This is a genomic window from Zoogloea sp., from assembly GCF_044344315.1.
GTDB lineage: Bacteria > Pseudomonadota > Gammaproteobacteria > Burkholderiales > Rhodocyclaceae > Zoogloea.
Genome location: NZ_JBIJDC010000013.1, coordinates 36156 through 55186 on the forward strand (window position 1 = coordinate 36156; position 19031 = coordinate 55186).

20 protein-coding genes, 2 tRNA genes and 1 riboswitch are annotated in these 19031 nt (G+C 65.5%); of the genes, 14 read left to right on the top strand and 8 right to left on the bottom strand.

Going from position 1 to position 19031, the window contains the following annotated elements; genetic code table 11:
* Positions 1-16 precede the first annotated feature (16 nt).
* From queE to infA, 6 genes are all read left to right on the top strand, one after another.
* Positions 17-676, top strand: a complete 660-nt coding sequence (queE, locus tag ACIQ09_RS04595; protein ID WP_398306669.1) for a 7-carboxy-7-deazaguanine synthase QueE — start codon at positions 17-19, stop codon at positions 674-676.
* 69 nt (positions 677-745) lie between these two features.
* A complete protein-coding gene (gene queC, locus ACIQ09_RS04600) occupies positions 746-1429 on the top strand; it encodes a 7-cyano-7-deazaguanine synthase QueC (protein ID WP_398306671.1) in 684 nt (227 codons plus the stop codon).
* 15 nt (positions 1430-1444) lie between these two features.
* A complete protein-coding gene (locus ACIQ09_RS04605) occupies positions 1445-2551 on the top strand; it encodes a YeeE/YedE family protein (RefSeq protein ID WP_398306673.1) in 1107 nt (368 codons plus the stop codon).
* 40 nt (positions 2552-2591) lie between these two features.
* Positions 2592-2667, top strand: a tRNA-Lys gene (locus tag ACIQ09_RS04610).
* 39 nt (positions 2668-2706) lie between these two features.
* Positions 2707-2782 (top strand) — tRNA-Lys (locus ACIQ09_RS04615).
* Between the two features lie 269 nt (positions 2783-3051).
* Positions 3052-3315: a translation initiation factor IF-1 gene (gene infA / locus ACIQ09_RS04620; RefSeq protein WP_296409047.1), complete on the top strand. Its 264-nt coding sequence runs from the start codon at positions 3052-3054 to the stop codon at positions 3313-3315.
* 61 nt (positions 3316-3376) lie between these two features.
* On the opposite strand, the gene ACIQ09_RS04625 is transcribed toward infA, so the two are convergent.
* Positions 3377-3739, bottom strand: a complete 363-nt coding sequence (locus ACIQ09_RS04625; protein ID WP_398306676.1) for a sensor histidine kinase — start codon at positions 3737-3739, stop codon at positions 3377-3379.
* A 372-nt stretch (positions 3740-4111) separates the two neighbouring features.
* Between ACIQ09_RS04625 and ACIQ09_RS04630 the strand changes: the two genes are divergently transcribed.
* The gene (locus tag ACIQ09_RS04630) at positions 4112-4609 is read left to right on the top strand and encodes a phasin family protein (RefSeq protein ID WP_398306678.1); all 498 of its coding nucleotides are present in this window, start codon (positions 4112-4114) and stop codon (positions 4607-4609) included.
* 23 nt (positions 4610-4632) lie between these two features.
* On the opposite strand, the gene ACIQ09_RS04635 is transcribed toward ACIQ09_RS04630, so the two are convergent.
* The 3 genes from ACIQ09_RS04635 to ACIQ09_RS04645 all read right to left on the bottom strand — a co-directional run bounded on the left by ACIQ09_RS04635 (position 4633) and on the right by ACIQ09_RS04645 (position 7839).
* Positions 4633-5730, bottom strand: coding sequence for a GGDEF domain-containing protein (locus ACIQ09_RS04635; protein ID WP_398306680.1), 1098 nt, complete (start codon positions 5728-5730; stop codon positions 4633-4635).
* Between the two features lie 97 nt (positions 5731-5827).
* Positions 5828-6535 (bottom strand): uracil-DNA glycosylase family protein, encoded by a 708-nt coding sequence (locus tag ACIQ09_RS04640; protein ID WP_398306682.1) that lies wholly within the window; start codon positions 6533-6535, stop codon positions 5828-5830.
* 41 nt (positions 6536-6576) lie between these two features.
* Positions 6577-7839: an AmpG family muropeptide MFS transporter gene (locus ACIQ09_RS04645; RefSeq protein ID WP_398306684.1), complete on the bottom strand. Its 1263-nt coding sequence runs from the start codon at positions 7837-7839 to the stop codon at positions 6577-6579.
* Between the two features lie 113 nt (positions 7840-7952).
* Here ACIQ09_RS04645 and ACIQ09_RS04650 point away from each other — a divergent pair, with 113 nt between their 5' ends.
* A complete protein-coding gene (locus ACIQ09_RS04650; protein ID WP_398306686.1) occupies positions 7953-8267 on the top strand; it encodes a hypothetical protein in 315 nt (104 codons plus the stop codon).
* A gap of 21 nt (positions 8268-8288) precedes the next feature.
* Entirely contained in the window at positions 8289-8777 is a 489-nt protein-coding gene (locus ACIQ09_RS04655) for a methyltransferase family protein (RefSeq protein WP_398306688.1), read from the top strand.
* 9 nt (positions 8778-8786) lie between these two features.
* On the opposite strand, the gene ACIQ09_RS04660 is transcribed toward ACIQ09_RS04655, so the two are convergent.
* Positions 8787-9725 carry a diguanylate cyclase domain-containing protein gene (locus ACIQ09_RS04660; RefSeq protein ID WP_398306690.1) on the bottom strand — a complete coding sequence of 313 codons (939 nt, stop codon included), beginning with the start codon at positions 9723-9725 and terminating at the stop codon, positions 8787-8789.
* A gap of 147 nt (positions 9726-9872) precedes the next feature.
* Here ACIQ09_RS04660 and ACIQ09_RS04665 point away from each other — a divergent pair, with 147 nt between their 5' ends.
* Genes ACIQ09_RS04665 through ACIQ09_RS04675 form a run of 3 tightly spaced genes read left to right on the top strand, consistent with a single transcriptional unit; the run spans position 9873 to position 11532 of the window.
* Complete coding sequence (locus ACIQ09_RS04665; RefSeq protein ID WP_398306724.1) at positions 9873-10469, top strand: cytochrome c oxidase subunit 3 family protein; 597 nt, start codon at positions 9873-9875, stop codon at positions 10467-10469.
* Positions 10466-10738, top strand: coding sequence for a cytochrome C oxidase subunit IV family protein (locus ACIQ09_RS04670; RefSeq protein WP_398306693.1), 273 nt, complete (start codon positions 10466-10468; stop codon positions 10736-10738). The genes ACIQ09_RS04665 and ACIQ09_RS04670 overlap by 4 nt, the downstream gene beginning before the upstream one ends.
* On the top strand, positions 10735-11532 hold the full coding sequence (locus ACIQ09_RS04675) for a CbbQ/NirQ/NorQ/GpvN family protein (RefSeq protein WP_398306695.1): 798 nt from the start codon (positions 10735-10737) through the stop codon (positions 11530-11532). The genes ACIQ09_RS04670 and ACIQ09_RS04675 overlap by 4 nt, the downstream gene beginning before the upstream one ends.
* A gap of 96 nt (positions 11533-11628) precedes the next feature.
* Here the strand turns inward: ACIQ09_RS04675 and ACIQ09_RS04680 are convergent, their stop codons facing one another.
* From ACIQ09_RS04680 to ACIQ09_RS04690, 3 genes are all read right to left on the bottom strand, one after another.
* Positions 11629-12291: a PEP-CTERM sorting domain-containing protein gene (locus tag ACIQ09_RS04680; protein ID WP_398306697.1), complete on the bottom strand. Its 663-nt coding sequence runs from the start codon at positions 12289-12291 to the stop codon at positions 11629-11631.
* A 513-nt stretch (positions 12292-12804) separates the two neighbouring features.
* Positions 12805-16506 carry a methionine synthase gene (metH, locus tag ACIQ09_RS04685; RefSeq protein ID WP_398306699.1) on the bottom strand — a complete coding sequence of 1234 codons (3702 nt, stop codon included), beginning with the start codon at positions 16504-16506 and terminating at the stop codon, positions 12805-12807.
* A gap of 78 nt (positions 16507-16584) precedes the next feature.
* A riboswitch (S-adenosyl-L-homocysteine riboswitch) is annotated at positions 16585-16656 on the bottom strand.
* A 38-nt stretch (positions 16657-16694) separates the two neighbouring features.
* A complete protein-coding gene (locus ACIQ09_RS04690; protein WP_398306701.1) occupies positions 16695-16943 on the bottom strand; it encodes an oxidoreductase-like domain-containing protein in 249 nt (82 codons plus the stop codon).
* Positions 16944-17089: 146 nt separating this feature from the next.
* On the opposite strand from ACIQ09_RS04690, the gene ACIQ09_RS04695 reads away from it, so the two are divergent.
* Positions 17090-18361, top strand: a complete 1272-nt coding sequence (locus ACIQ09_RS04695; protein WP_398306703.1) for a DUF805 domain-containing protein — start codon at positions 17090-17092, stop codon at positions 18359-18361.
* Between the two features lie 55 nt (positions 18362-18416).
* Complete coding sequence (locus tag ACIQ09_RS04700; protein ID WP_398306705.1) at positions 18417-19031, top strand: CDP-alcohol phosphatidyltransferase family protein; 615 nt, start codon at positions 18417-18419, stop codon at positions 19029-19031.

Sequence of the window (19031 nt, forward strand, 5' to 3'; positions counted from 1 at the left end):
CAACGCAAGTCCCGCCATGCCTTCTACCGGTCGCCCCATCACCCTCCGCATCACCGAGATCTTCCACTCACTCCAGGGTGAAACGTCCCGGGCCGGCCTGCCCACGGTCTTCGTGCGCCTTACCGGCTGCCCCCTGCGCTGCAGCTGGTGCGACACCGAGTATTCCTTCACCGGCGGCACCACGCGCAGCCTCGACGACATCCTGGCCGAAGTGGCCTCACACCACTGCCAGACCGTCTGCGTGACCGGCGGCGAGCCGCTATCCCAGAAGAACTGCCTACCCCTGCTGAGCGCCCTGTGCGACACCGGCTACTCGGTCTCCCTGGAAACCAGCGGCGCCATCGACATCTCCGGTGTCGATCCGCGTGTATCGCGAATCATGGACCTCAAGGCGCCCGGCTCTGGCGAGGAAGCCCGCAACCTGCTGGCCAATATTCCGCTTCTGACCCTGCGCGACGAGCTCAAGCTGGTGCTGGCCAGCGAGGCCGACTACGAGTGGGCCAAGGCCCGGATCGCAGAATACAGCCTCACCCAGCGCTGCCCGGTGCTGCTGGCCCCGGTTCAGGGACAACTACGGCCCGCCGACCTGGCCGCCTGGATTCTCCGTGACCACCTGCCCGTGCGCATGCAGGTCCAGCTCCACAAGATCATCTGGGGCAACGAGCCCGGCCGCTGATTCCGGCCCGCTACGGTGCCCCGTCGACCGCCGGTCGACGTTACTATTTTCCGAAATCCCGGAGAGATCATGACTACCCCACGCCCCCGCGCCCTCGTCCTGCTCTCGGGCGGGCTTGATTCCGCCACCTGCCTGGCAATTGCCCGCGCCGAAGGCTTCGACGCCTATGCCCTGTCGGTCGAGTATGGCCAGCGCCATACCGCCGAGCTCGCCGCCGCCCAGCGCGTGGCCAAGGCCCTTGGCGCCACCGCCCACCGGGTCGCCCACGTGGACCTGGGCCAGTTCGGCGGATCGGCCCTCACCGACCCAAGCCTGGCCGTGCCAGTGGAAGGCCTGGAAGGTGGCATCCCCATCACCTACGTGCCGGCCCGCAACACCATCATGCTGTCGATTGCCCTGGCCTGGGCCGAGGTGCTGGAGGCCGACCATATCTACGTGGGGGTCAACGCCGTGGATTACTCCGGCTACCCGGATTGCCGCCCCGCCTTCATCAACGCCTTCGAAAGCATGGCTAATCTGGCCACCAAGGCCGGCGTGGAAGGGCACAAGCTGCACATCCACGCCCCGCTGATCGACCTGTCAAAGGCCGACATCATCCGCCGCGGAACGGCCCTGGGCGTGGATTACGGCCTCACCGTATCCTGCTATCAGGCCGATGACGACGGCCGGGCCTGCGGCCTGTGCGATGCCTGCCGCCTACGCCGGGCCGGCTTCGACGCCGCCGGCGTGGCCGACCCGACCCCCTACCGCTGAACCCGCAGCCCGGCCATGGACGCCAGCACGCCCCTGCCTCTCGACCCCGCCACCCTTACCTGGCTGGCCTTCGCCATCGGCGGCGTGTTCGGCTTTGCCGCTCAGCGCAGCAACTTCTGCACCATGGGGGCCATTGCCGACATCCTCATCATGGAGGACTGGACCCGCCTGCGCATGTGGGCCTTGGCCGCCGCCGCCGCCATCGCCGGCACTACAGCGTTGCAGATGGGCGGGCTGATCGACGTGCATGCTTCCATCTACACTGGCGCCCGCCTGCCCTGGCTGTCCCACCTCGTCGGCGGCGCCCTGTTCGGCATCGGCATGACCCTGGCCTCCGGCTGCGGTGCCAAGACCCTGGTACGGCTCGGCAGCGGCAACCTCAAGTCACTGGTGGTTTTCGTCTTCCTCGGCCTGTCCGCCTACATGACCCTGCGCGGCCTGTTCGGCGGCTGGCGCAGCGCCTGGCTGGACCCCGTCGTCGTTCAATTCGACACCCACCAGGATGTCCCCACCCTCATCGCCGCCCGCTTCGCCCTGGACATCCGCAGCGCCTGGCTGGCCTGCGCCGCGGTCGCGGCCGGTGGCCTCGGCCTGTTCGCCCTGTCGAGCCGGGAAATGTGGCGCCCCGCCCCCCTCCTCGGCAGCCTGGTCATCGGCGCCACCATCGTGGCCGGCTGGTATCTGAGTGGTCGCTTGGGCTACCTGCCCGAAGATCCGGAAACGCTTGAGCCCGCCTTCCTGCTCACCAACAGCGGGCGCATGGAATCCCTCAGCTTCGTCGCCCCCCTGGCCTACTCCCTAGACCTGTTGATGCTGTGGACCGACAAGAGCCGCAGCGTCACTCTGGGCATTGCCCTGACCCTGGGCGTCATTGCCGGTTCCCTGCTGGCGGCCCTGGCCACCCGCAGCTTCCGCATCGAGAGTTTTCGCGACGCCCCCGACCTCGCCCGCCACCTCGTCGGCGCCATGCTGATGGGCTTTGGCGGCGTCACCGCCCTCGGCTGCACCATCGGCCAAGGGCTGAGCGGACTGTCCACGCTGTCTCTCGGGGCGGCCCTCACCGTGGCCGCCATTCTGGCGGGAGCCAGCCTGTCGATAAAAATTCAGTTACGAAACGCTTGACGTAATCTTTGGTAGGGCTATAATGCGCGTCTCTTCCGGGGGGTCGGTAGCTCAGTCGGTAGAGCAGCGGACTTTTAATCCGTTGGTCGCGAGTTCGAATCTCGCCCGACCCACCAGTAAAACGGTGGGGCTAAAATACCGGCTCCAGTAAGAATGGGTTGTTAGCTCAGTTGGTAGAGCAGCGGACTCTTAATCCGTAGGTCGAGTGTTCGAGCCACTCACAACCCACCAGATTGCAGAGACAAGGCCACCCAACGCGGTGGCCTTGTTTTTTGGTGCGTCAGGAGGAAACTCCACGCATCAGACAATACAACGTCGTTCATCTTCGCCTGCGATCCTGTTCGCGGGCACCCGTCGCCGGCCCGCCGAACCAAGAGCCGACATTCGATCGCCTTCGCCCCTTGCGGCCTCGGCGCAAACTGGCCCACCAAGGCGGTGGCGGGCCGCGGCCGACACGCCCCGCGAAGGGACGCCGCCCGGCCACCTACAAGGAGCCCGACATGGCCAAGGAAGAACTGATTGAAATGCATGGCAGCGTCACCGAAGTGCTGCCCGATGGTCGTTACCGCGTCACCCTCGACAACGGTCACACCCTCATCGCCTACTCCGGCGGCAAGCTGAAGAAGAACCACATCCGCATCATCGCCGGTGACGAGGTGACCCTCGAGATGTCGCCCTACGACCTCTCCAAGGGCCGCATCACCTTCCGTCACCTGCCGGCGCGCCCCGGCGGCGCTCCGTCGCCGGCCCCGCGCCGCTACTGAGCAGCGATACGCCATACAGCCCCTGCCGGCAACGCCAGGGGCTTTTTTGTGCCTGCAACGCTCAGGCTGGCGCCACTCGGGGCAGTGACACCCGGAAGGTGCAGCCACACCCCGGCTCGCTACGTACATCAATGCGACCGCGGTGCTTGCTGACGATGTCGTAGGAGATCGAAAGCCCGAGCCGGGTCCCCTTACCGACCGGCTTGGTGGTGTAGAAGGGGTCGAAGATGCGTGCCAGCACCTCGATGGCCTGGGCCGCATTGACCAGCAGGTTCATCACCACCTGGTTGACCTGGGCAGGCAGGCAAGGCACCCGCGGCAGCATGGCGTCGTACTGGCGCACCACTTCGGCCTTGTACTTGATCTCGTGCAAGGGGGCCATGTAACGCAGCATCGTGCCCCGTGGCCCGGTCTCAGTACCCATGGTTTCCGGCGCCCCCCGCTCAAAGGCCCCCAAGGCAGGTCGCCACCACCGCGCCCCACACCACGAGGGGCAGCAGCCACCAGGCCCTCGAACGGATGGCCTTGGGAATCGAACGGAGCCTGACCGGGCCAATCGGTGAAGAAGCGGACATGGGCGGGTGAGCATTGCGGAATCCATACTCATAACAGCGCTGGCGCCAGCAAACTGACCCGGACAGGATGATTGCGCCACACATCCGATCATGCAGACTCTTGACGGTACGCAACTACGCCCGGGGGTAGAGCGTTTAAGGTACGTGCCTGGGCCGGATATGGCCGCCATCCGGGCCGGACAGCACGCCGGCTCGTGGCTCACCGAACAGGAGAGATACCCATGCTCACGCTCCAGCAACTGCTCGACTCATCGGGCAAGGACAACGTCGATGCCTTGCGGACGCTATACGAAGGCACCTTCGTGTGCGCCCAACGCCTGATCTCCCTGAACCTCAGGGCCACCCAGTCGATCATGGAGAGCAACGTCTCGAGCATCAAGGCCATGATGACGACCCAGGGCGTACCGGGCTTCTGCGAGACCCAGTCTGAGATTGCCCACAAGCTGATTCAGCAGACCGTGGGTTACGCCGTGGATTTCAACGAGGTCATCGCCGAGAACCAGAACGAACTGTCTGGTCTGCTCAAGGCTCGCTCCGGCGCGCTGGCGCAAGCCATCACTAGCCAGGCCACGCCCGAGGCCTATGCCGCCGCGGGCGGGACGATGATGGTTGATGTGGTACGGACCATGCTCGACGCCGCCACCGATTCACGCAACTACATGCTGGAAATGGCCCGGCAGGTGGATGCCTCCGTCACGGGAAGCATCGGGAAGAAATGATCCATGGGGCATCGGCCCCGTGATCACACTTCGGGAAACCGCATCACCCGGTTGCGCCCGGCGCTCTTGGCCTTGTACATGGCCCCGTCGGCACGCATCTGGATGTCACCCAGGCCTTGGTCGGAGGGCCGACTGGTCGCCACGCCAATGGACGCCGTCACCTGCACAGGCTGCCCGGGGATGTGCGAGAAATCGAGGCTCTCGACGGCGGCGCGCAGGGTTTCCGCGAGCCTCACCGCCCCCTCGACCTCGGTGTCGGGCAGGCATACCACGAACTCCTCGCCACCGATCCGTCCGAGCACGTCGCTCTGCCGAAGCTGGGCCGCCAGGCAGCCGGCCACCGCCATCAGGACCGCATCGCCCACCTCGTGGCCATACTGGTCGTTGATGCGCTTGAAGTGGTCGAGGTCGATGAAGAGCACGGACAGGCTGCTCTCCCGGCGGCGTGCAAGGCGCAACATGCGGTCCCCCATCTCGCAGTACGCCCTCGGATTGAGCAGCCCGGTAAGCGGATCCTTGCTGGCCAGATCGCGCAGCGTGGCAAGAGTTGCCGTCATGCGTTCGAAATAGGAAGCAGCCCTGCGCGTGTAGACATGCGAAAAGGCACTCACCACACCGAGACTGATCAGCAGGGTAGCCATGGCATTACGGGAAAAAGGCAGCGGCAGGATCTGGTTGGCCGCCACGATCACCGTGACGCTCAGCCCGGTCACCACCAGGCCGGCGCGAGACCCGATCAGCACATAACTGAAGAATACCGCCAGGTAGAACCACACCACCCGCAACTCGTCGTTAATGACGAAGACCAGGGCCGAGGCAAAAGTCAGAAAATTGACTGCCACCACCAGCACGGCCACCCGCTGGTAATGCTGCTTGCGGCCACGCAGCAGGAACAACAGGCCAAGGGTGGCGATCCAGTTGAGCTTGGTGGCCAGCAACTGCCGTGGCCCCAGTTCGTTCATCCCTAGCCAGTCCACCAGAATGAACAGGCCACTGAACACCAGCCCGGTCAGCATCACGGCGTTGAGCAGCCGGAAGCGGAAGGCGAGATAGTCCTCGCTCTCGTTGAACTCGGCACCACTGCTCAACAGGGAATGAAAGGCGGCACGCAGTCTGGACATGGAACAAAGGAAGTGCGTTGAGTCCCGGGCCTGCCGGAGACGCTTGCAAGGATAGCAAGATGCCCGGGCCAGGGCCTGTAGCCCGCAGTCGGGAGTCTTACCAGACCCCCTGTTCGACCAACTGACGCGTCGCAGCCTCGCTCCAGCCCCGGTTGGCCGCCGGGCTTGCCGGGCTGGGGTGAAGGACCCGCCCGAAACGCAAAGGCATATCGGCCAGGGCCTGACGGGCCCGCTGCTCTGCCCACGCACCCACACCGACCACCCACTCGGGCTGCAGGATCTCGACCACCTGGCGAAGATGTCCATCGCAGGCTGCCAGCAAGGGCCCCTGCTCGGCCGCCGGCAGCTTGTCAGGGGTAAGGTTGCGTCCACCCTCGAAAAAGGCCAGGGGACAGTAGTTGGCCACAAAATGCTCGGCGAAGAAGGCCTCTGCCGTTCCGAAGCGCTCGGCGAACAAGCCCCACAGACGCCGACCGCTGACCTCCGAACGGACACATGCAAACCCTTCAATGGGACGCTTGGGGTTCTCGGCACCGGGCTTCAGCACCTCCGCCTCGATGCCCATCCAGTCGCGCACGGCGGCGATCTCACCAAAGGGCACCCCCGTCTGGACCATCCCGAAAGGGCCCGGATTCATGCCCACGAACACCACACGCTTGCGCCCCTGCCCATAGCGCCGGAGATAGGCCGCATTGGGCGTCCAGGCATAGGTCAGCGGGTTATAGACATGGGACACCGGCGGCGCGAAGCGCATGCTGTCGAGGGTGTCGGAAAGAGTGCGGGCAGCGATCTCGAGAGAAGTCATGGACACAGGATGCAGAACGGAGAAGGGTCAAGCGCGGGGGATCAGGCACTGCCTTCCGGGCGCTCGTGCCAGGGTGCCACCTTGACCAGCAGGAGCATGCCCGGGATGGCCAGTACGCCGCACAACAGGAAGAAGTTGTACCAGCCCATGGCCTCCACCAGCCAGCCGGCCGAGGCGTTGATGAAGGTGCGCGGCACCGCCATCAGACTGGTGAATAGCGCCAGCTGTGTGGCCGTGTAGGCCGGATGGGTGGTGCGGGCCATATAGGCCACAAAGGCCGTAGTCCCGAGCCCGACCCCCAGCGCCTCCAGGCCGATGACCACCGCCAGCACGCCCAGGCGGGCCGCGTCAGACTCGGCGGGCCCCAGCCATGCCAGCCAGGCAAAACCATAGATGGCCACCCACTGCACCACCCCGAACACCCACAGGGCCCGGTTGATGCCCAGCTTGACCATCCACAGCCCCCCCAGCAGGCCGCCGATCACGCTCGGCCACAGGCCGGCGTTCTTCGCGATCAGCCCGATCTCGGTCTTGGAGAAACCCATGTCCAGGTAGAAGGGCGTAGCCAGGGCCGTGCACAGGGAGTCACCGAGCTTGTAGAGGAAGATGAAGGCCAGCACCACCAGAGCCGACCGTACCCCGTGACGTCCGAAGAACTCACGGAAGGGCTCGACCACCGCATCCCGCAGCGTGCGCGGGGCGCCGGAAGCGGTGACCGGCTCCTTGACCATCAGGGTCATGGCCAGGCCTGGGGCCATGAACAGGGCCGTCACCAGGAAGACTTGCTGCCAGGGCAGATGGTCTGCCAGCACCAGGGACAGGGAGCCCGGCACCAGCCCGGCCAGCTTGTAGGCGTTCACGTGGATGGCGTTGCCGATGCCCAGCTCGATCTCCGGCAGCAACTCGCGCCGATAGGCATCCAGCACGATGTCCTGGGTGGCCGACAGGAAAGCGATCAGCGCCGTCAGGCCAATGACCATGCCCAACTCCGAGGTGGGCGACAGGGTGCCGAGCCAGGCGATGGCCCCCAGCAGCAGCACCTGGGTAGCCCCCATCCAGCCCCGCCGCCGCCCCAGCAGGGGCAGCGCATAGCGATCGAGGAAAGGCGACCAGACGAACTTCCAGGTGTAGGGAAACTGGATCAGCGCAAAGGCACCGATGGCCTTCAGGGACAGCCCCTCCGTTTTCAGCCAGGCGGGCACCAGGTTGAGCAGCAGGTAGAGGGGCAGGCCCGAGGAGAAGCCGGTCAGCACGCAGATGAGCATGCGGCGGTTGGCGAGGGCGCGCCAGGGAGAGGCTGTCATGGGGAGGCATCATTGGAACAAGCGCCCGATGATAACAATCGGTTACTTGATTCCGGCCGCCGGGCACCGAAAAATGCGGGAATCAGGGTAAAAAATATAAGGAGGAGACACGCATGCACCACCTCACCGTCGTATTCCGGGCCGACCGGGAATACGAATTCAACGTCCACGCCGCCGACATCGCCAAGCTGTCCAATGAGGCCGCCAGGGAATGGCTGCAGGAGGAGTTCGACGAGCTCGAATGCACGCCCAGCAACCCGGTCGGCAAGGTGCTCATCCTCGATGTGATCCTCAACGTCGCCAAATATGGTGGGGAGCAGCGCTTTGCCCAGGGTAGTCAGTGGGCCACGCAGTTTGCTGCCTGTGTGGCGGTGGTGCTGGACCGGCCGGCGGTGCGCATCGACATCCCCGGCTTCGTGGTGGGCTGAAGCACCGCCATCCCACCCGGCATGAAGCACGCTCCCTGGTGGCATGGCCAGCGCGGCGAGGCCTATGTCGCCGTGCAGGCGGTGCTGCTCGGCCTGATCCTTTTCGGCCCGACCGGCAAGGAGACGCTACCGCCATGGCCAGCCGCCCTCAGCGGTCCGGCCACGATCTGCGGACTGGTGCTCCTGGTGGCCGGGGGGCTGATATCGGTGGCCGCCGCCGTCGGGCTCGGCCGCAACCTGACGCCCCTGCCCCACCCCCGCAACGACTGCCAGCTGGTGGAAACAGGGCTCTACGGGTGGGTGCGCCACCCGATCTATTGCGGTTTGATCCTTGCCGGTCTTGGCTGGGCGCTGTTTGTGCAGGGCTGGCTGACGCTGGCCTGGGCCGGCCTCTTGCTGGTGTTCTTCGACATCAAGTCACGGCGCGAGGAAGCCTGGCTGATGGCCCGCTTTCCCACTTATGCAGCCTACCGCAAGCGGGTGCGCAAGCTGATTCCCTACCTGTATTGAAGCCGCGACTCAGCCCAGCTCGGCACGATTGCGGCCATTGCGCTTGGCCTGATAGAGATTGGCATCAGCCGTGCGGAACAGGGGTACCAGGGAACCCTCTGCACAGGTAACACGGACGCCACCGGCCGACAGGGTAACCACGCCCCATTCAGCATTCTGGACGTGGGGAATGGTGGCGGCATGCACCGCCGTTACCACCGCGCCGGCGATCTTTGCATAGCCTTCGGGGGTGACCGCTGGCAGGACCAGCGAGAACTCCTCCCCGCCATAACGGGCCGCAAAGGCACCGCGGGCCAGGCCCGCCGCATTGGCCTTGTCGCCCACGTCAGCGAGGATGCGGGCAATCGCTCGCAGGCAGTCGTCGCCGGCCTGGTGACCGTAGTGATCGTTGTAGCGCTTGAAATGGTCCACATCGAGCATCAGCAAGCCGAACGACGCCTCTACGCGCATCGCCTCGGCCCACTGATTGTCCAGGCGAAGATCCATGTGCCGCCGGTTGTAGAGGCCCGTCAGGCCATCATGGCTGGCCAGCGCCTCCAGCTTACGGTTGGCGCGGGACAACTCGGCCCGCAGGGCCGCGATGCGCGCCATAGCCTTCATCTTGGCCTCGAGCACGGCCTCGGGCATCGATTTGGCGATGAAATCATCTCCCCCCGCCTCAATGGCCGTAACCAGGTTTTCGTGGGTGTCGGAGGCGGTCAGGAAGATGATCGGAGTCCATGCCCAGTCTTCGTTGGCCTCCAGGGCCCGGATCCGCTGGACTGCCTCGAAACCGTTCATCACCGGCATCTCGATGTCCATGAGCACCAGATCCGGCTGAGCATCCCGAAAACGGGACAGCGCCACTTCGCCGTTCTCGGCAAAGATCACCTCGTGACCGATGGTCGTCAAGCGCGCCCCGATGACCGTTGCCACGGCCCGGGAGTCATCCACCAGCAGAATCCGCATTACCCAGCCTGCCTGTCGTTATATATCTAAAGGGATAGTAACGCAGCAAACCCGCAAAACTTGAGGGGACGTCCCCTCGCCAGCGGACAGGGCCGGAACTTGGGACAGATCAAGGTCTCCCGGCGCCACCCCGGCGACACTCCGGGCATGGACGCTGCCCCTGCCCCCTCCCACCCGGGCCATGGCCCGGCCGCCGCCCCCCCGGGTGACCTGGCGATCTGGTTCTTCATCCTGGCCGAACTGCTGGCCTTCGGGGTGTTCTTTGCTGCCTACGCCTTTGCACGGGCCCACGACGTCGAACTCTTCGACAGCATGCAGCAGACCCTCGACCGGCAGGCAGGGGCCCTCAACACGGTGCTGCTGATCAGTGGCAGCGCCTGCGTGGCACGGGCGGTGGAGGCCGTCGGCCGGAGCCGCTCGGCCACCGGCGCCCGCTGGCTGCTGGCGGGCATCGCCTGCGGTGGCGGCTTCCTGGTGGTGAAGGGCTTCGAGTACGCCGACAAGTTCGGAGCGGGCATCAACCTGTCCACCAATACCTTCTACATGTTCTACCTGTCCCTCACCTTCTTTCACTTCATGCACGTCATCCTCGGCATGGTGATCCTGGTGGCCCTATGGGTGAAGACCCGCCAGGGCGCCTACGGACCAGCCGACATGAATGGCATCGAAAGCGGCGCCGCCTACTGGCACATGGTGGATCTGGTCTGGATCGTCCTCTTCCCGCTGGTCTACGTGATGCGATGAACACCCGTCACCTCAACACCGTGTGGGTTGTGCTTCTGCTGGCCACCCTCGCCACCTGGGCCATCGGCGAGATCGGCGACCAGCTGGGCATCGCCGGCCCCCTGGCCATGTTTCTGCTGCTGACCATCAGCTTCGTCAAGGGTCGCCTCGTAGTGCTCGATTTCATGGGCCTGCGCGGGGTCAAATTCTTCTGGCGCGGCCTGCTGATAGGCTGGCTGCTCCTCGTTTCGGCCCTGATTGCCATCGCTTACTGGATTGCCCTCAAATGAACGCCCCCATGGAAACCAACATTCCCTTCTACGAAGCGTCCGGCAACGAAGTGGAGGTCTTCGAGCAGGCGTGGAAGAACCGCCTGCCACTGCTCATCAAGGGCCCCACCGGCGTTGGCAAGACCCGCTTCGTCGCCCACATGGCGGCCCGCCTCGGCCTTCCCCTGTTCACCGTAGCCTGCCACGACGACCTCACCGCCGCCGACCTGGTCGGCCGTCACCTGCTTGGCGACGGACAGACGGTATGGAGCGACGGCCCCTTGACCCGCGCCGTACGCACCGGAGGCATCTGCTACCTGGACGAAGTGGTCGAGGCCCGCCGGGACACCACTGTGGTGATCCACCCCCTGGCCGACGACCGCCGCGTGCTGCCCATCGAGCGCACCGGCGAACTGCTCCACGCCCCCGACAGCTTCATGCTGGTGATGTCCTACAACCCGGGCTACCAGAACTTCCTGAAGGGCCTCAAGCCCTCCACGCGCCAACGCTTCATCAGCCTGCGCTTCGACTTCCCCGCCGCCTCCCGGGAAGAGTCCATCCTGCTGGGTGAAGCCGGCTGCGACCCGATGCTGGCCAGGCAGCTTGTATCCATCGCCGGGCGCCTGCGCAGCCTGAAGGACGTGGACCTGGAAGAGGTGGTGTCCACCCGCCTGCTGGTCTATGCAGCCAAGCTGGTGAAGGTCGGGCTGGACCCGGTGGAGGCCTGCCGCTCGGCGCTGGTGGAGAGCCTGACGGACGACGCGGATGTAGCCGACGCCCTGCTGGAGGTGGTGCGGGCGACGTTCGGGCGGTGAAAGGAAGAAAGGCTTCAAACAACACAAAGCCCGGGCGGAGAATCCCCGCCCGGGCCAGTGAAGCAATACCGGTCAAGCCGGCAACCAGACCTGCAATCAGGCCTGAGTCTTGCGGCGCATGATGCCCAGGCCGGCCAGGCCAAGGGCAGCCAGGGCCATGCTGGCGGGTTCCGGCACCTGTTGGCTGGCACGCAGCTCGATGGCGTCGATGGCCAGCGCGTTGTGGGTGCCGTCATGCAGGGACCGGCCGGCAACGCCGTCGCGCAGCAGGATGGTGTCAAAGCCACCACCTTCGAAACCGAGGTAATGGAAGCCGGTCATGTGGGCCACCGAACCGGCCAGCACCAGCGCACCGTCATCCCACAGTTCAAAGTAGGCCTGGTTATGCGTCGAATTGCCACTGCCGATCGCGAAGCCCACATCACCAAAATCCAGACCGCTGCTCAGGCTGAGGGAGGTGTAGCCAAAGTCACCACCGTTGGGATACCAGGCCCGGCTGCCGTCCCGACCACCCGGATTGTGGGTCACCCAGATGCCCATTTGGGACGGGTTGATCTGCTGCACCGTGATGCCACCTTCCGTGTAAGCACCGCTTCCGGTGTACATCGTTCCACCGCTGGGGATGCTCTCGAAGCTGTTGAACTGAGTACGCTCGGTGTTGTTGATGAAGTCGGTGGTGTGCACCACGGGCGCGGCCTGAACGGCGCCGACAGCGAGAACAGCACACAGGCTGAGAAGAGAATGGCCAAGCAGTTTCATGAAGGTCCCCGGCAGCATCCGGCACGATCACCGATGCGCAGCAAATGTCAAAAAGTGTAATTAAACCCAACGCTGCGCATTGTAGAGACCACGCCCGGGCGTTCGAAGAGGCCGACAGAAGGCCTCGCGACTTCCGTCACGGGGTTTTGGTGACGTTCTTATCGGACAGCCTGAAATCCAGTCAGAAGGGGGCAGAGCCGGCCCTCAGGGCTTGCCAGGAACAATGGGAATCACTCCTGGCATCGGCATCGTGCCTGTCGGTCGCGCCCCCCCGGGAACAGGAAAGTTGAGGGCGGATGAATGAACAAGGGCGTCGAGATTTCTTACACGAGCGCAAGAATCCCGCCTCCCAAGTTTGCAATGCGCTGACCTTTAGAGGATTGCAGGTTTGCTTGCCGCCCTCTGCTTGCGCCAGCGCCGCTCGGAGAGCTGAATCCGCTACTGTGAATATCCGGACGCGCCACGACAAACGCGTCCGGGTGATCGGAGGGATCGCCGGCGTGCGTTCTTCGCTCAGATCAGCGGCGCCAGCCACTTCTCGGCTTCGGCCACGCTCATGCCGCTGCGGGCGGCCCAGTCTTCCAGCTGATCGCGGCCGATCTTGCTGACCGCAAAGTAGTGGCTGTCCGGATGGGCAAGGTAGAAGCCGCTCACCGCGGCCGCCGGAGTCATGGCGAAACTCTCGGTGAGGTGCATGTCGGCCCGGGCAGGGGCGTCGAGTACCTTGAAAAGATCGCCCTTGACCGTGTGATCCGGGCAGGCCGGGTAGCCCGGGGCCGGGCGGATGCCCTGGTAGGCCTCCTTGATCAGCTCGTCGCAGCTCAGGGTCTCGGCCGGGGTATAGGCCCAGAACTCCTTGCGCACCCGGGCGTGCAGCCATTCGGCGGCGGCCTCGGCGAAACGGTCGGCCAGGGCCTTGAGCATGATCGAATGGTAGTCGTCGTGGGTCCGCTCATAGGCGGCCAGGCGGCCTTCGATGCCCAGGCCGCCAGTGACGGCGAAGGCGCCCACGTAGTCGGCCACACCGCTGTCCTTGCTGGCGACGAAGTCGGCCAGGCAATAGTTGGGCTTGCCCTCGGGGCGCTCATGCTGCTGACGCAGGCCGTGCCAACTCATCAGCACCTGCTGGCGCGATTCGTCGGCGTAGATCTCGATGTCGTCACCCACGGCGTTGGCCGGGAACAGGCCGAACACCGCCCTGGCCTTGATCCACGGGTTGGTGTCCTGCTCGGCAACCATGCGGGCCAGCATCACTTCGGCGTCGGACTTCAGCTCCCGGGCGGTCTCGCCGACGATCTCGTCGTGAAGGATCTTCGGATAGCTGCCGGCCAGGTCCCAGGTCTGGAAGAAGGGGCCCCAGTCGATGTAATCCACCAGCTCGGCCAGGTCGATGTCGAAGGCCTGGATGCCCAGCTGGGCGGGCACCGGCGGCACATAGGCCGGATCGGCGTTCCACTTGAAGGCATTGGCGCGGGCCTCGGCCAGCTTCACCAGGGTCACGCCCTTCTTCTGGGCGTGCTGGGCGCGCAGCTTGGCGTAGTCGGCCGCCACCTCGGCGGCGTAGCTGGCGCTCTGCCCTTCGGACAGCAGGCTGGTGACCACGCCCACGGCGCGGGACGCATCCGGCACGTAGATCACCGGCTTGTCGTAATGGGGTGCGATCTTGATCGCCGTATGGGCGCGGCTGGTGGTGGCGCCGCCGATCAGCAGCGGCACATCGAAACCCTGGCGCTGCATCTCGGACGCCACATGGCTCATCTCCTCCAGGGACGGGGTGATCAGGCCGGACAGGCCGATGGCCTGGGCACCGTGTTCGCGGGCGGCGTTGAGGATCCGGTCGCAGGGCACCATCACGCCCAGGTCCACCACGTCATAGCCGTTGCAGCCCAGCACCACGCCGACGATGTTCTTGCCGATGTCGTGCACGTCGCCCTTCACCGTGGCGATGACGATCTTGCCCTTGCTGGTGGCGCCGGTGCGCAACTTCTCGGCTTCGATATACGGGATCAGGTGGGCCACGGCCTGCTTCATCACCCGGGCCGACTTGACCACCTGGGGCAGGAACATCTTGCCGGCACCGAAGAGGTCGCCCACCACGTTCATGCCGGCCATCAGCGGGCCTTCGATCACGGCCAGGGGCGGCTTGCCCTCGGCCTCAAGCCGGGCACGGACTTCCTCGGTGTCGGCCACCACGAAATCGGTGATGCCCTTGACCAGCGCATGGCTGAGGCGGGCCTCGACGGGCTGCTCGCGCCAGGACAGGTCGGGGCCGGCATCCTTGGCCTTGCCCTCCTTCACGGTCTGGGCAAAGTCCACCAGGGCCTCGCCCGCCCCCGGGTGGGCGTTGAGCACAACGTCCTCGACCTTGGCGCGCAGTTCGGGCTCCAGGTCGTCGTACACACCGAGCATGCCGGCATTGACGATGCCCATGCTCATGCCAGCCTTGATGGCGTGGAACAGGAAGACGGTGTGGATGGACTCGCGCACCGCGTCGTTGCCGCGGAAGCTGAAGCTCACATTGGAGACGCCGCCGCTGATCTTGGCGTAGGGCAGGTTCTGCCGGATCCAGGCCACCGCGTTGATGAAGTCCACGGCGTAGTTGTCGTGTTCCTCGATGCCGGTGGCGATGGCGAAGATGTTCGGGTCGAAGATGATGTCTTCCGGCGGAAAGCCCATGCCCACCAGCAGATCGTAGGCACGCTTGCAGATCTCGGTCTTGCGGGCAAAGGTGTCGGCCTGGCCCTTCTCGTCGAAGGCCATCACGATCACCGCCGCGCCGTACTGGCGGCACAGGCGCGCCTGGCGCAGGAACTCGGCCTCGCCCTCCTTCATGGAGATGGAGTTCACCACGCCCTTGCCCTGGATGCACTTCAGGCCGGCCTCGATGACGCTCCACTTGGACGAGTCGAGCATGATGGGCACGCGGGAGATGTCCGGCTCGGAGGCGATCAGTTTGAGGAACTTCTCCATGGCCGCCATGGAGTCGAGCATGGCCTCGTCCATGTTGATGTCGATGATCTGGGCACCGTTTTCCACCTGCTGGCGGGCCACCGCCAGGGCGTCGTCGAAGCGGCCTTCCAGGATCATCTTGGCGAAGGCGCGCGAACCGGTGACGTTGGTGCGCTCACCCACGTTCACGAACAGCGATTCCGGGCCGACGTTGAAGGGTTCCAGGCCAGACAGGCGCAGCTTCTTGTCCACATGGGGCACGCTGCGCGGCGTCACCAGGCTCACCGCCTCGGCGATGGCCTTGATGTGCGCCGGCGAGGTGCCACAGCAACCGCCGACGATGTTCACCAGGCCACTGCGGGCCCATTCGACGATCTCCGCCGCCAGCTCCTCGGGCGTTTCATCGTAGCCGGTGGGCGACAGGGGGTTGGGCAGGCCGGCATTGGGGTGGGCCGACACGAAGGTGTCACAGACATTCGACAGCTCGTCCACGTACTGGCGCAGTTCCCTGGCGCCCAGCGCGCAGTTGAGGCCGAAGCTGATCGGCTGCGAGTGGGACAGGGAGTTCCAGAAAGCCTCAGCGGTCTGGCCCGACAGGGTGCGGCCGGAGGCGTCGGTGATGGTGCCGGAGATCATCACCGGCAGGCGACGATTGAGGTCGGCAAACAGCTTCTCGACGGCAAACACCGCGGCCTTGGCATTCAGGGTGTCGAAGATGGTCTCGATCAGGATGATGTCGGCGCCGCCCTCCATCAGACCCTTGGCGGAATCGTAGTAATCGTCCACCAGGGCATCGAAGCTGACATTGCGGAAGCCCGGGTCATTCACATCCGGCGAGATGGACAAGGTGCGCGAGGTCGGTCCGAGCACGCCGGCGCAGAAGCGCGGCTTGGCCGGGTTGGCGGCGGTGAACTCGTCGCACAGCTGGCGCACCAGGCGGGCCCCCTCCACGTTGAGCTCGTAGGCCAGATCGGAGAGCTGGTAGTCGGCCTGGGAGACGCGGGTGGCGTTGAAGGTGCAGGTCTCGATGATGTCCGCACCGGCCTCCAGGTAGGCCCGGTGGATGCCACCAACCACGTCGGGGCGGGTCAGCACCAGCAGATCGTTGTTGCCCTTGAGGTCCTTGGGGTGATCGGCAAAGCGGGCGCCGCGGTAGTCGGCCTCACCCAGCTTGTGCTGCTGGATCATGGTGCCCATGGCGCCATCCAGGATCAGGATGCGGTGGGTCAGGAGGGACTGGAGTTCGGGCGTGCGGTCGGCTTGCATGGATCTACCTCGGAGTGCGTAAAACACAGCCGGAGGCGACAGATGCAAAAGCAAACGGCGCGGCAAACCCGGCTGGAAGGTTTGCGAGCGCCGTTGTGGATTGCCGAGCCTGGCCCGCTGGATCAGCAGGTCGCAACGCTCCTCGGCAAGGGCCGGATTTTACGGGGTTTTCGGGTTTTTTGCCAAGCTCAGGCGGCGGCCTGCAGGGTGCCGCGGGCCAGGGATTCCCGGGCGTCATCCTTCCACCAGCCCAGGGCCGCGTAGTAGCCCTCCCACACGCAGCCGTTGCAGCCCCGGCCGCAGCAGGTGGTGGGCGGCGGCGGCGGGTTGCGATGCGTCGCCCCGACTGTCGCCAGGAGGCTGCGAATTGCGGCAATCTGGGCCTCTGCCTCGTGCAGGTCGGCAGGGCGGCGATCGAAGGGGCTGACAGGGGTCATGGACAGTTCTCCGGCGGGGCTCGCGACGATAGCACTCCACCCGCCTTCCGCAAAGCCAGTCTGTCACATCCGGAAGCCCCCCCTTGTCACTGCCTGAGCATGACGACGCGCATAGAATCGGCCCGCCCCCTCCACCGGAGTTCGCAGTGCCCCAAGTCCATTCGATCCTCTTCTTCGGCGACATTCTCCCGGGGTACGACGCCGTCACCTGTCGGCGTCAGATCCAGGCCCTGCTGAAGTGTTCGCCGGAAACCCTGGACAGCGTCTTCTCGGGCGAAAGGGTCAGTCTGCGCAAGGGTCTGGATGCCACCGATGCCCGGCGCTACCAGGAGCACCTGGAGGCCATCGGGTTGCGCATCGTGATCGAACCGCCACTCGCCCCTGCCCCTGCGCTCGCGGAACCCGCACCCGAACTCACCCTCGCACCCAAGCCGGCGCCTGAACAATCGCCGGCCGCAAGCCCGCTGGCACAGCCCGGCGAACTCATGACCTGCCCGGCCTGCGGGGAAGAACAGCCACGCCGCACCCTGTGCCGGGCCTGCTCCATCGACATGCCCCGTTTCGCAACCTCCCGGGCCGCCGCACACGCGGCTCGAGCCGACCAGCCCGCCGTTACCCACCTACTGCACCCCAGCGACACCCCACCTACATTGGCCGACAGCAGCATTGTCGGCCTGGACTTCCGCGGTCGCTTCGGGCGTCGCAACTTCCTGCTCACCGGCCTGCTGACCCTCGGCGGAAGTGTGATGCTGGCGCTGCTCGCCACCACCCTCGGCCTCCCGGGCATGCTGATCGGCGGGCTGGGCTTGTTCGTCATGTTCATCTACGGCGTCCGCAGCACGGTATTCCGTCTCCACGACCTGGGCCTCAGCGGGTGGTGGACACTGCTCACTTGGATCCCCTACCTGGGTGCGGTGGTGGCACTGCTGCTGCTCGTGGTGCCTGGCGAAAAAGGCAGCAATGCCTGGGGTGAGCCCGCCCGCCCGGTATCAGCCGTCGGGCTGCTGGGCGGAATGGCGCTGATCGGGGCCGCCATCTTCTTCGCCATCAGCGTCATCGGCACCCAGCTGCCGTCCCTGCCGGGGCTCCCCGCCGTACCGGGCAACGAGACGGGCAAGGCCGCCTTTACCCAGCGTTACGACGCCAGCCGCGACCGGATCGTCATGTACTCCCTGAGCACCTGCGGCTTCTGCGCCGAAAAACGCCGGCAGTTCGACAGCATGGGCGTGCGCTATGTCGAGCACATCATCGATGAAGACCCCGCCGCCGAAGCCCGCCTCAACACCCGGCTGCACGAGGCCGGTCTCGGCAATGGGGCCATCGGTACGCCGATCATCGAGGTCAACGGCACCCTGCTCCCCAACAACCCCGGCTTTGGCGAAATCGGTCGGCATCTGAGCGGGGCGACAAAGGGCTGAAGCATCAGCCCGGATGCATGGCAAAATCTGCCGGTCGGCATCCCGCACGCGCAAGATGATCAGCATCTATCAGCTCAAACCCCGCTTCCAGGCACGCCTCCGCCCTATCGTCCGCCGGCTGGCAGCGGCCGGCGTCACGGCCAACCAGGTCACCCTGGCCGCCATGCTGATCTCCCTGGCCCTCGGCCTGGGGCTGTTCCTCAACACCGCCAACAGCAGCGCCTTCCTGTTATTGCCCTTGTGGATGTTCCTGCGCATGGCCTTCAATGCGGTGGATGGCATGCTGGCCCGGGAGTTTGGCCAGCAGTCACCCCTGGGCGCCTATTTCAACGAACTGTCCGATGTCATCTCCGACGCCGCCCTCTACCTGCCCTTCGTGGCCATCGCGCCCTTCGGCTGGGGCAGCGTGGGGGCGGTGATCTTCCTGTCGGCCGTCTCCGAGATGGCCGGCGCCCTCGGGCCCATGGTCGGCGCCCCCCGCCAGTACGACGGCCCCATGGGAAAGAGCGACCGGGCCTTCCTGTTCGGCGCCCTCGGCCTGTGGCTGGGCCTGGTCGGCAGCCTGCCCGACGCGGCCCTGTGGATCATGCCGGCGGCGGCCCTGGCCATCCTGCTCAACACCGTCAACCGCATCCGCAGCGGCGTCCGCCAGGCCCGCAGCCCACACTGA

Excerpts from the sequence above, each read along its gene's own strand:
- ACIQ09_RS04635 (WP_398306680.1), bottom strand. The coding sequence starts at position 5,730 with ATGTCCAGACTGCGTGCCGCCTTTCATTCCCTGTTGAGCAGTGGTGCC.
- ACIQ09_RS04645 (WP_398306684.1), bottom strand. The coding sequence starts at position 7,839 with ATGACAGCCTCTCCCTGGCGCGCCCTCGCCAACCGCCGCATGCTCATC.
- queC (WP_398306671.1), top strand. The coding sequence starts at position 746 with ATGACTACCCCACGCCCCCGCGCCCTCGTCCTGCTCTCGGGCGGGCTT.
- ACIQ09_RS04630 (WP_398306678.1), top strand. The coding sequence starts at position 4,112 with ATGCTCACGCTCCAGCAACTGCTCGACTCATCGGGCAAGGACAACGTC.
- ACIQ09_RS04650 (WP_398306686.1), top strand. The coding sequence starts at position 7,953 with ATGCACCACCTCACCGTCGTATTCCGGGCCGACCGGGAATACGAATTC.
- ACIQ09_RS04665 (WP_398306724.1), top strand. The coding sequence starts at position 9,873 with ATGGACGCTGCCCCTGCCCCCTCCCACCCGGGCCATGGCCCGGCCGCC.
- ACIQ09_RS04700 (WP_398306705.1), top strand. The coding sequence starts at position 18,417 with ATGATCAGCATCTATCAGCTCAAACCCCGCTTCCAGGCACGCCTCCGC.
- ACIQ09_RS04675 (WP_398306695.1), top strand. The coding sequence starts at position 10,735 with ATGAACGCCCCCATGGAAACCAACATTCCCTTCTACGAAGCGTCCGGC.
- metH (WP_398306699.1), bottom strand. The coding sequence starts at position 16,506 with ATGCAAGCCGACCGCACGCCCGAACTCCAGTCCCTCCTGACCCACCGC.
- ACIQ09_RS04680 (WP_398306697.1), bottom strand. The coding sequence starts at position 12,291 with ATGAAACTGCTTGGCCATTCTCTTCTCAGCCTGTGTGCTGTTCTCGCT.
- ACIQ09_RS04655 (WP_398306688.1), top strand. The coding sequence starts at position 8,289 with ATGAAGCACGCTCCCTGGTGGCATGGCCAGCGCGGCGAGGCCTATGTC.
- ACIQ09_RS04605 (WP_398306673.1), top strand. The coding sequence starts at position 1,445 with ATGGACGCCAGCACGCCCCTGCCTCTCGACCCCGCCACCCTTACCTGG.
- ACIQ09_RS04625 (WP_398306676.1), bottom strand. The coding sequence starts at position 3,739 with ATGGGTACTGAGACCGGGCCACGGGGCACGATGCTGCGTTACATGGCC.
- ACIQ09_RS04640 (WP_398306682.1), bottom strand. The coding sequence starts at position 6,535 with ATGACTTCTCTCGAGATCGCTGCCCGCACTCTTTCCGACACCCTCGAC.
- infA (WP_296409047.1), top strand. The coding sequence starts at position 3,052 with ATGGCCAAGGAAGAACTGATTGAAATGCATGGCAGCGTCACCGAAGTG.
- ACIQ09_RS04690 (WP_398306701.1), bottom strand. The coding sequence starts at position 16,943 with ATGACCCCTGTCAGCCCCTTCGATCGCCGCCCTGCCGACCTGCACGAG.
- ACIQ09_RS04660 (WP_398306690.1), bottom strand. The coding sequence starts at position 9,725 with ATGCGGATTCTGCTGGTGGATGACTCCCGGGCCGTGGCAACGGTCATC.
- queE (WP_398306669.1), top strand. The coding sequence starts at position 17 with ATGCCTTCTACCGGTCGCCCCATCACCCTCCGCATCACCGAGATCTTC.
- ACIQ09_RS04670 (WP_398306693.1), top strand. The coding sequence starts at position 10,466 with ATGAACACCCGTCACCTCAACACCGTGTGGGTTGTGCTTCTGCTGGCC.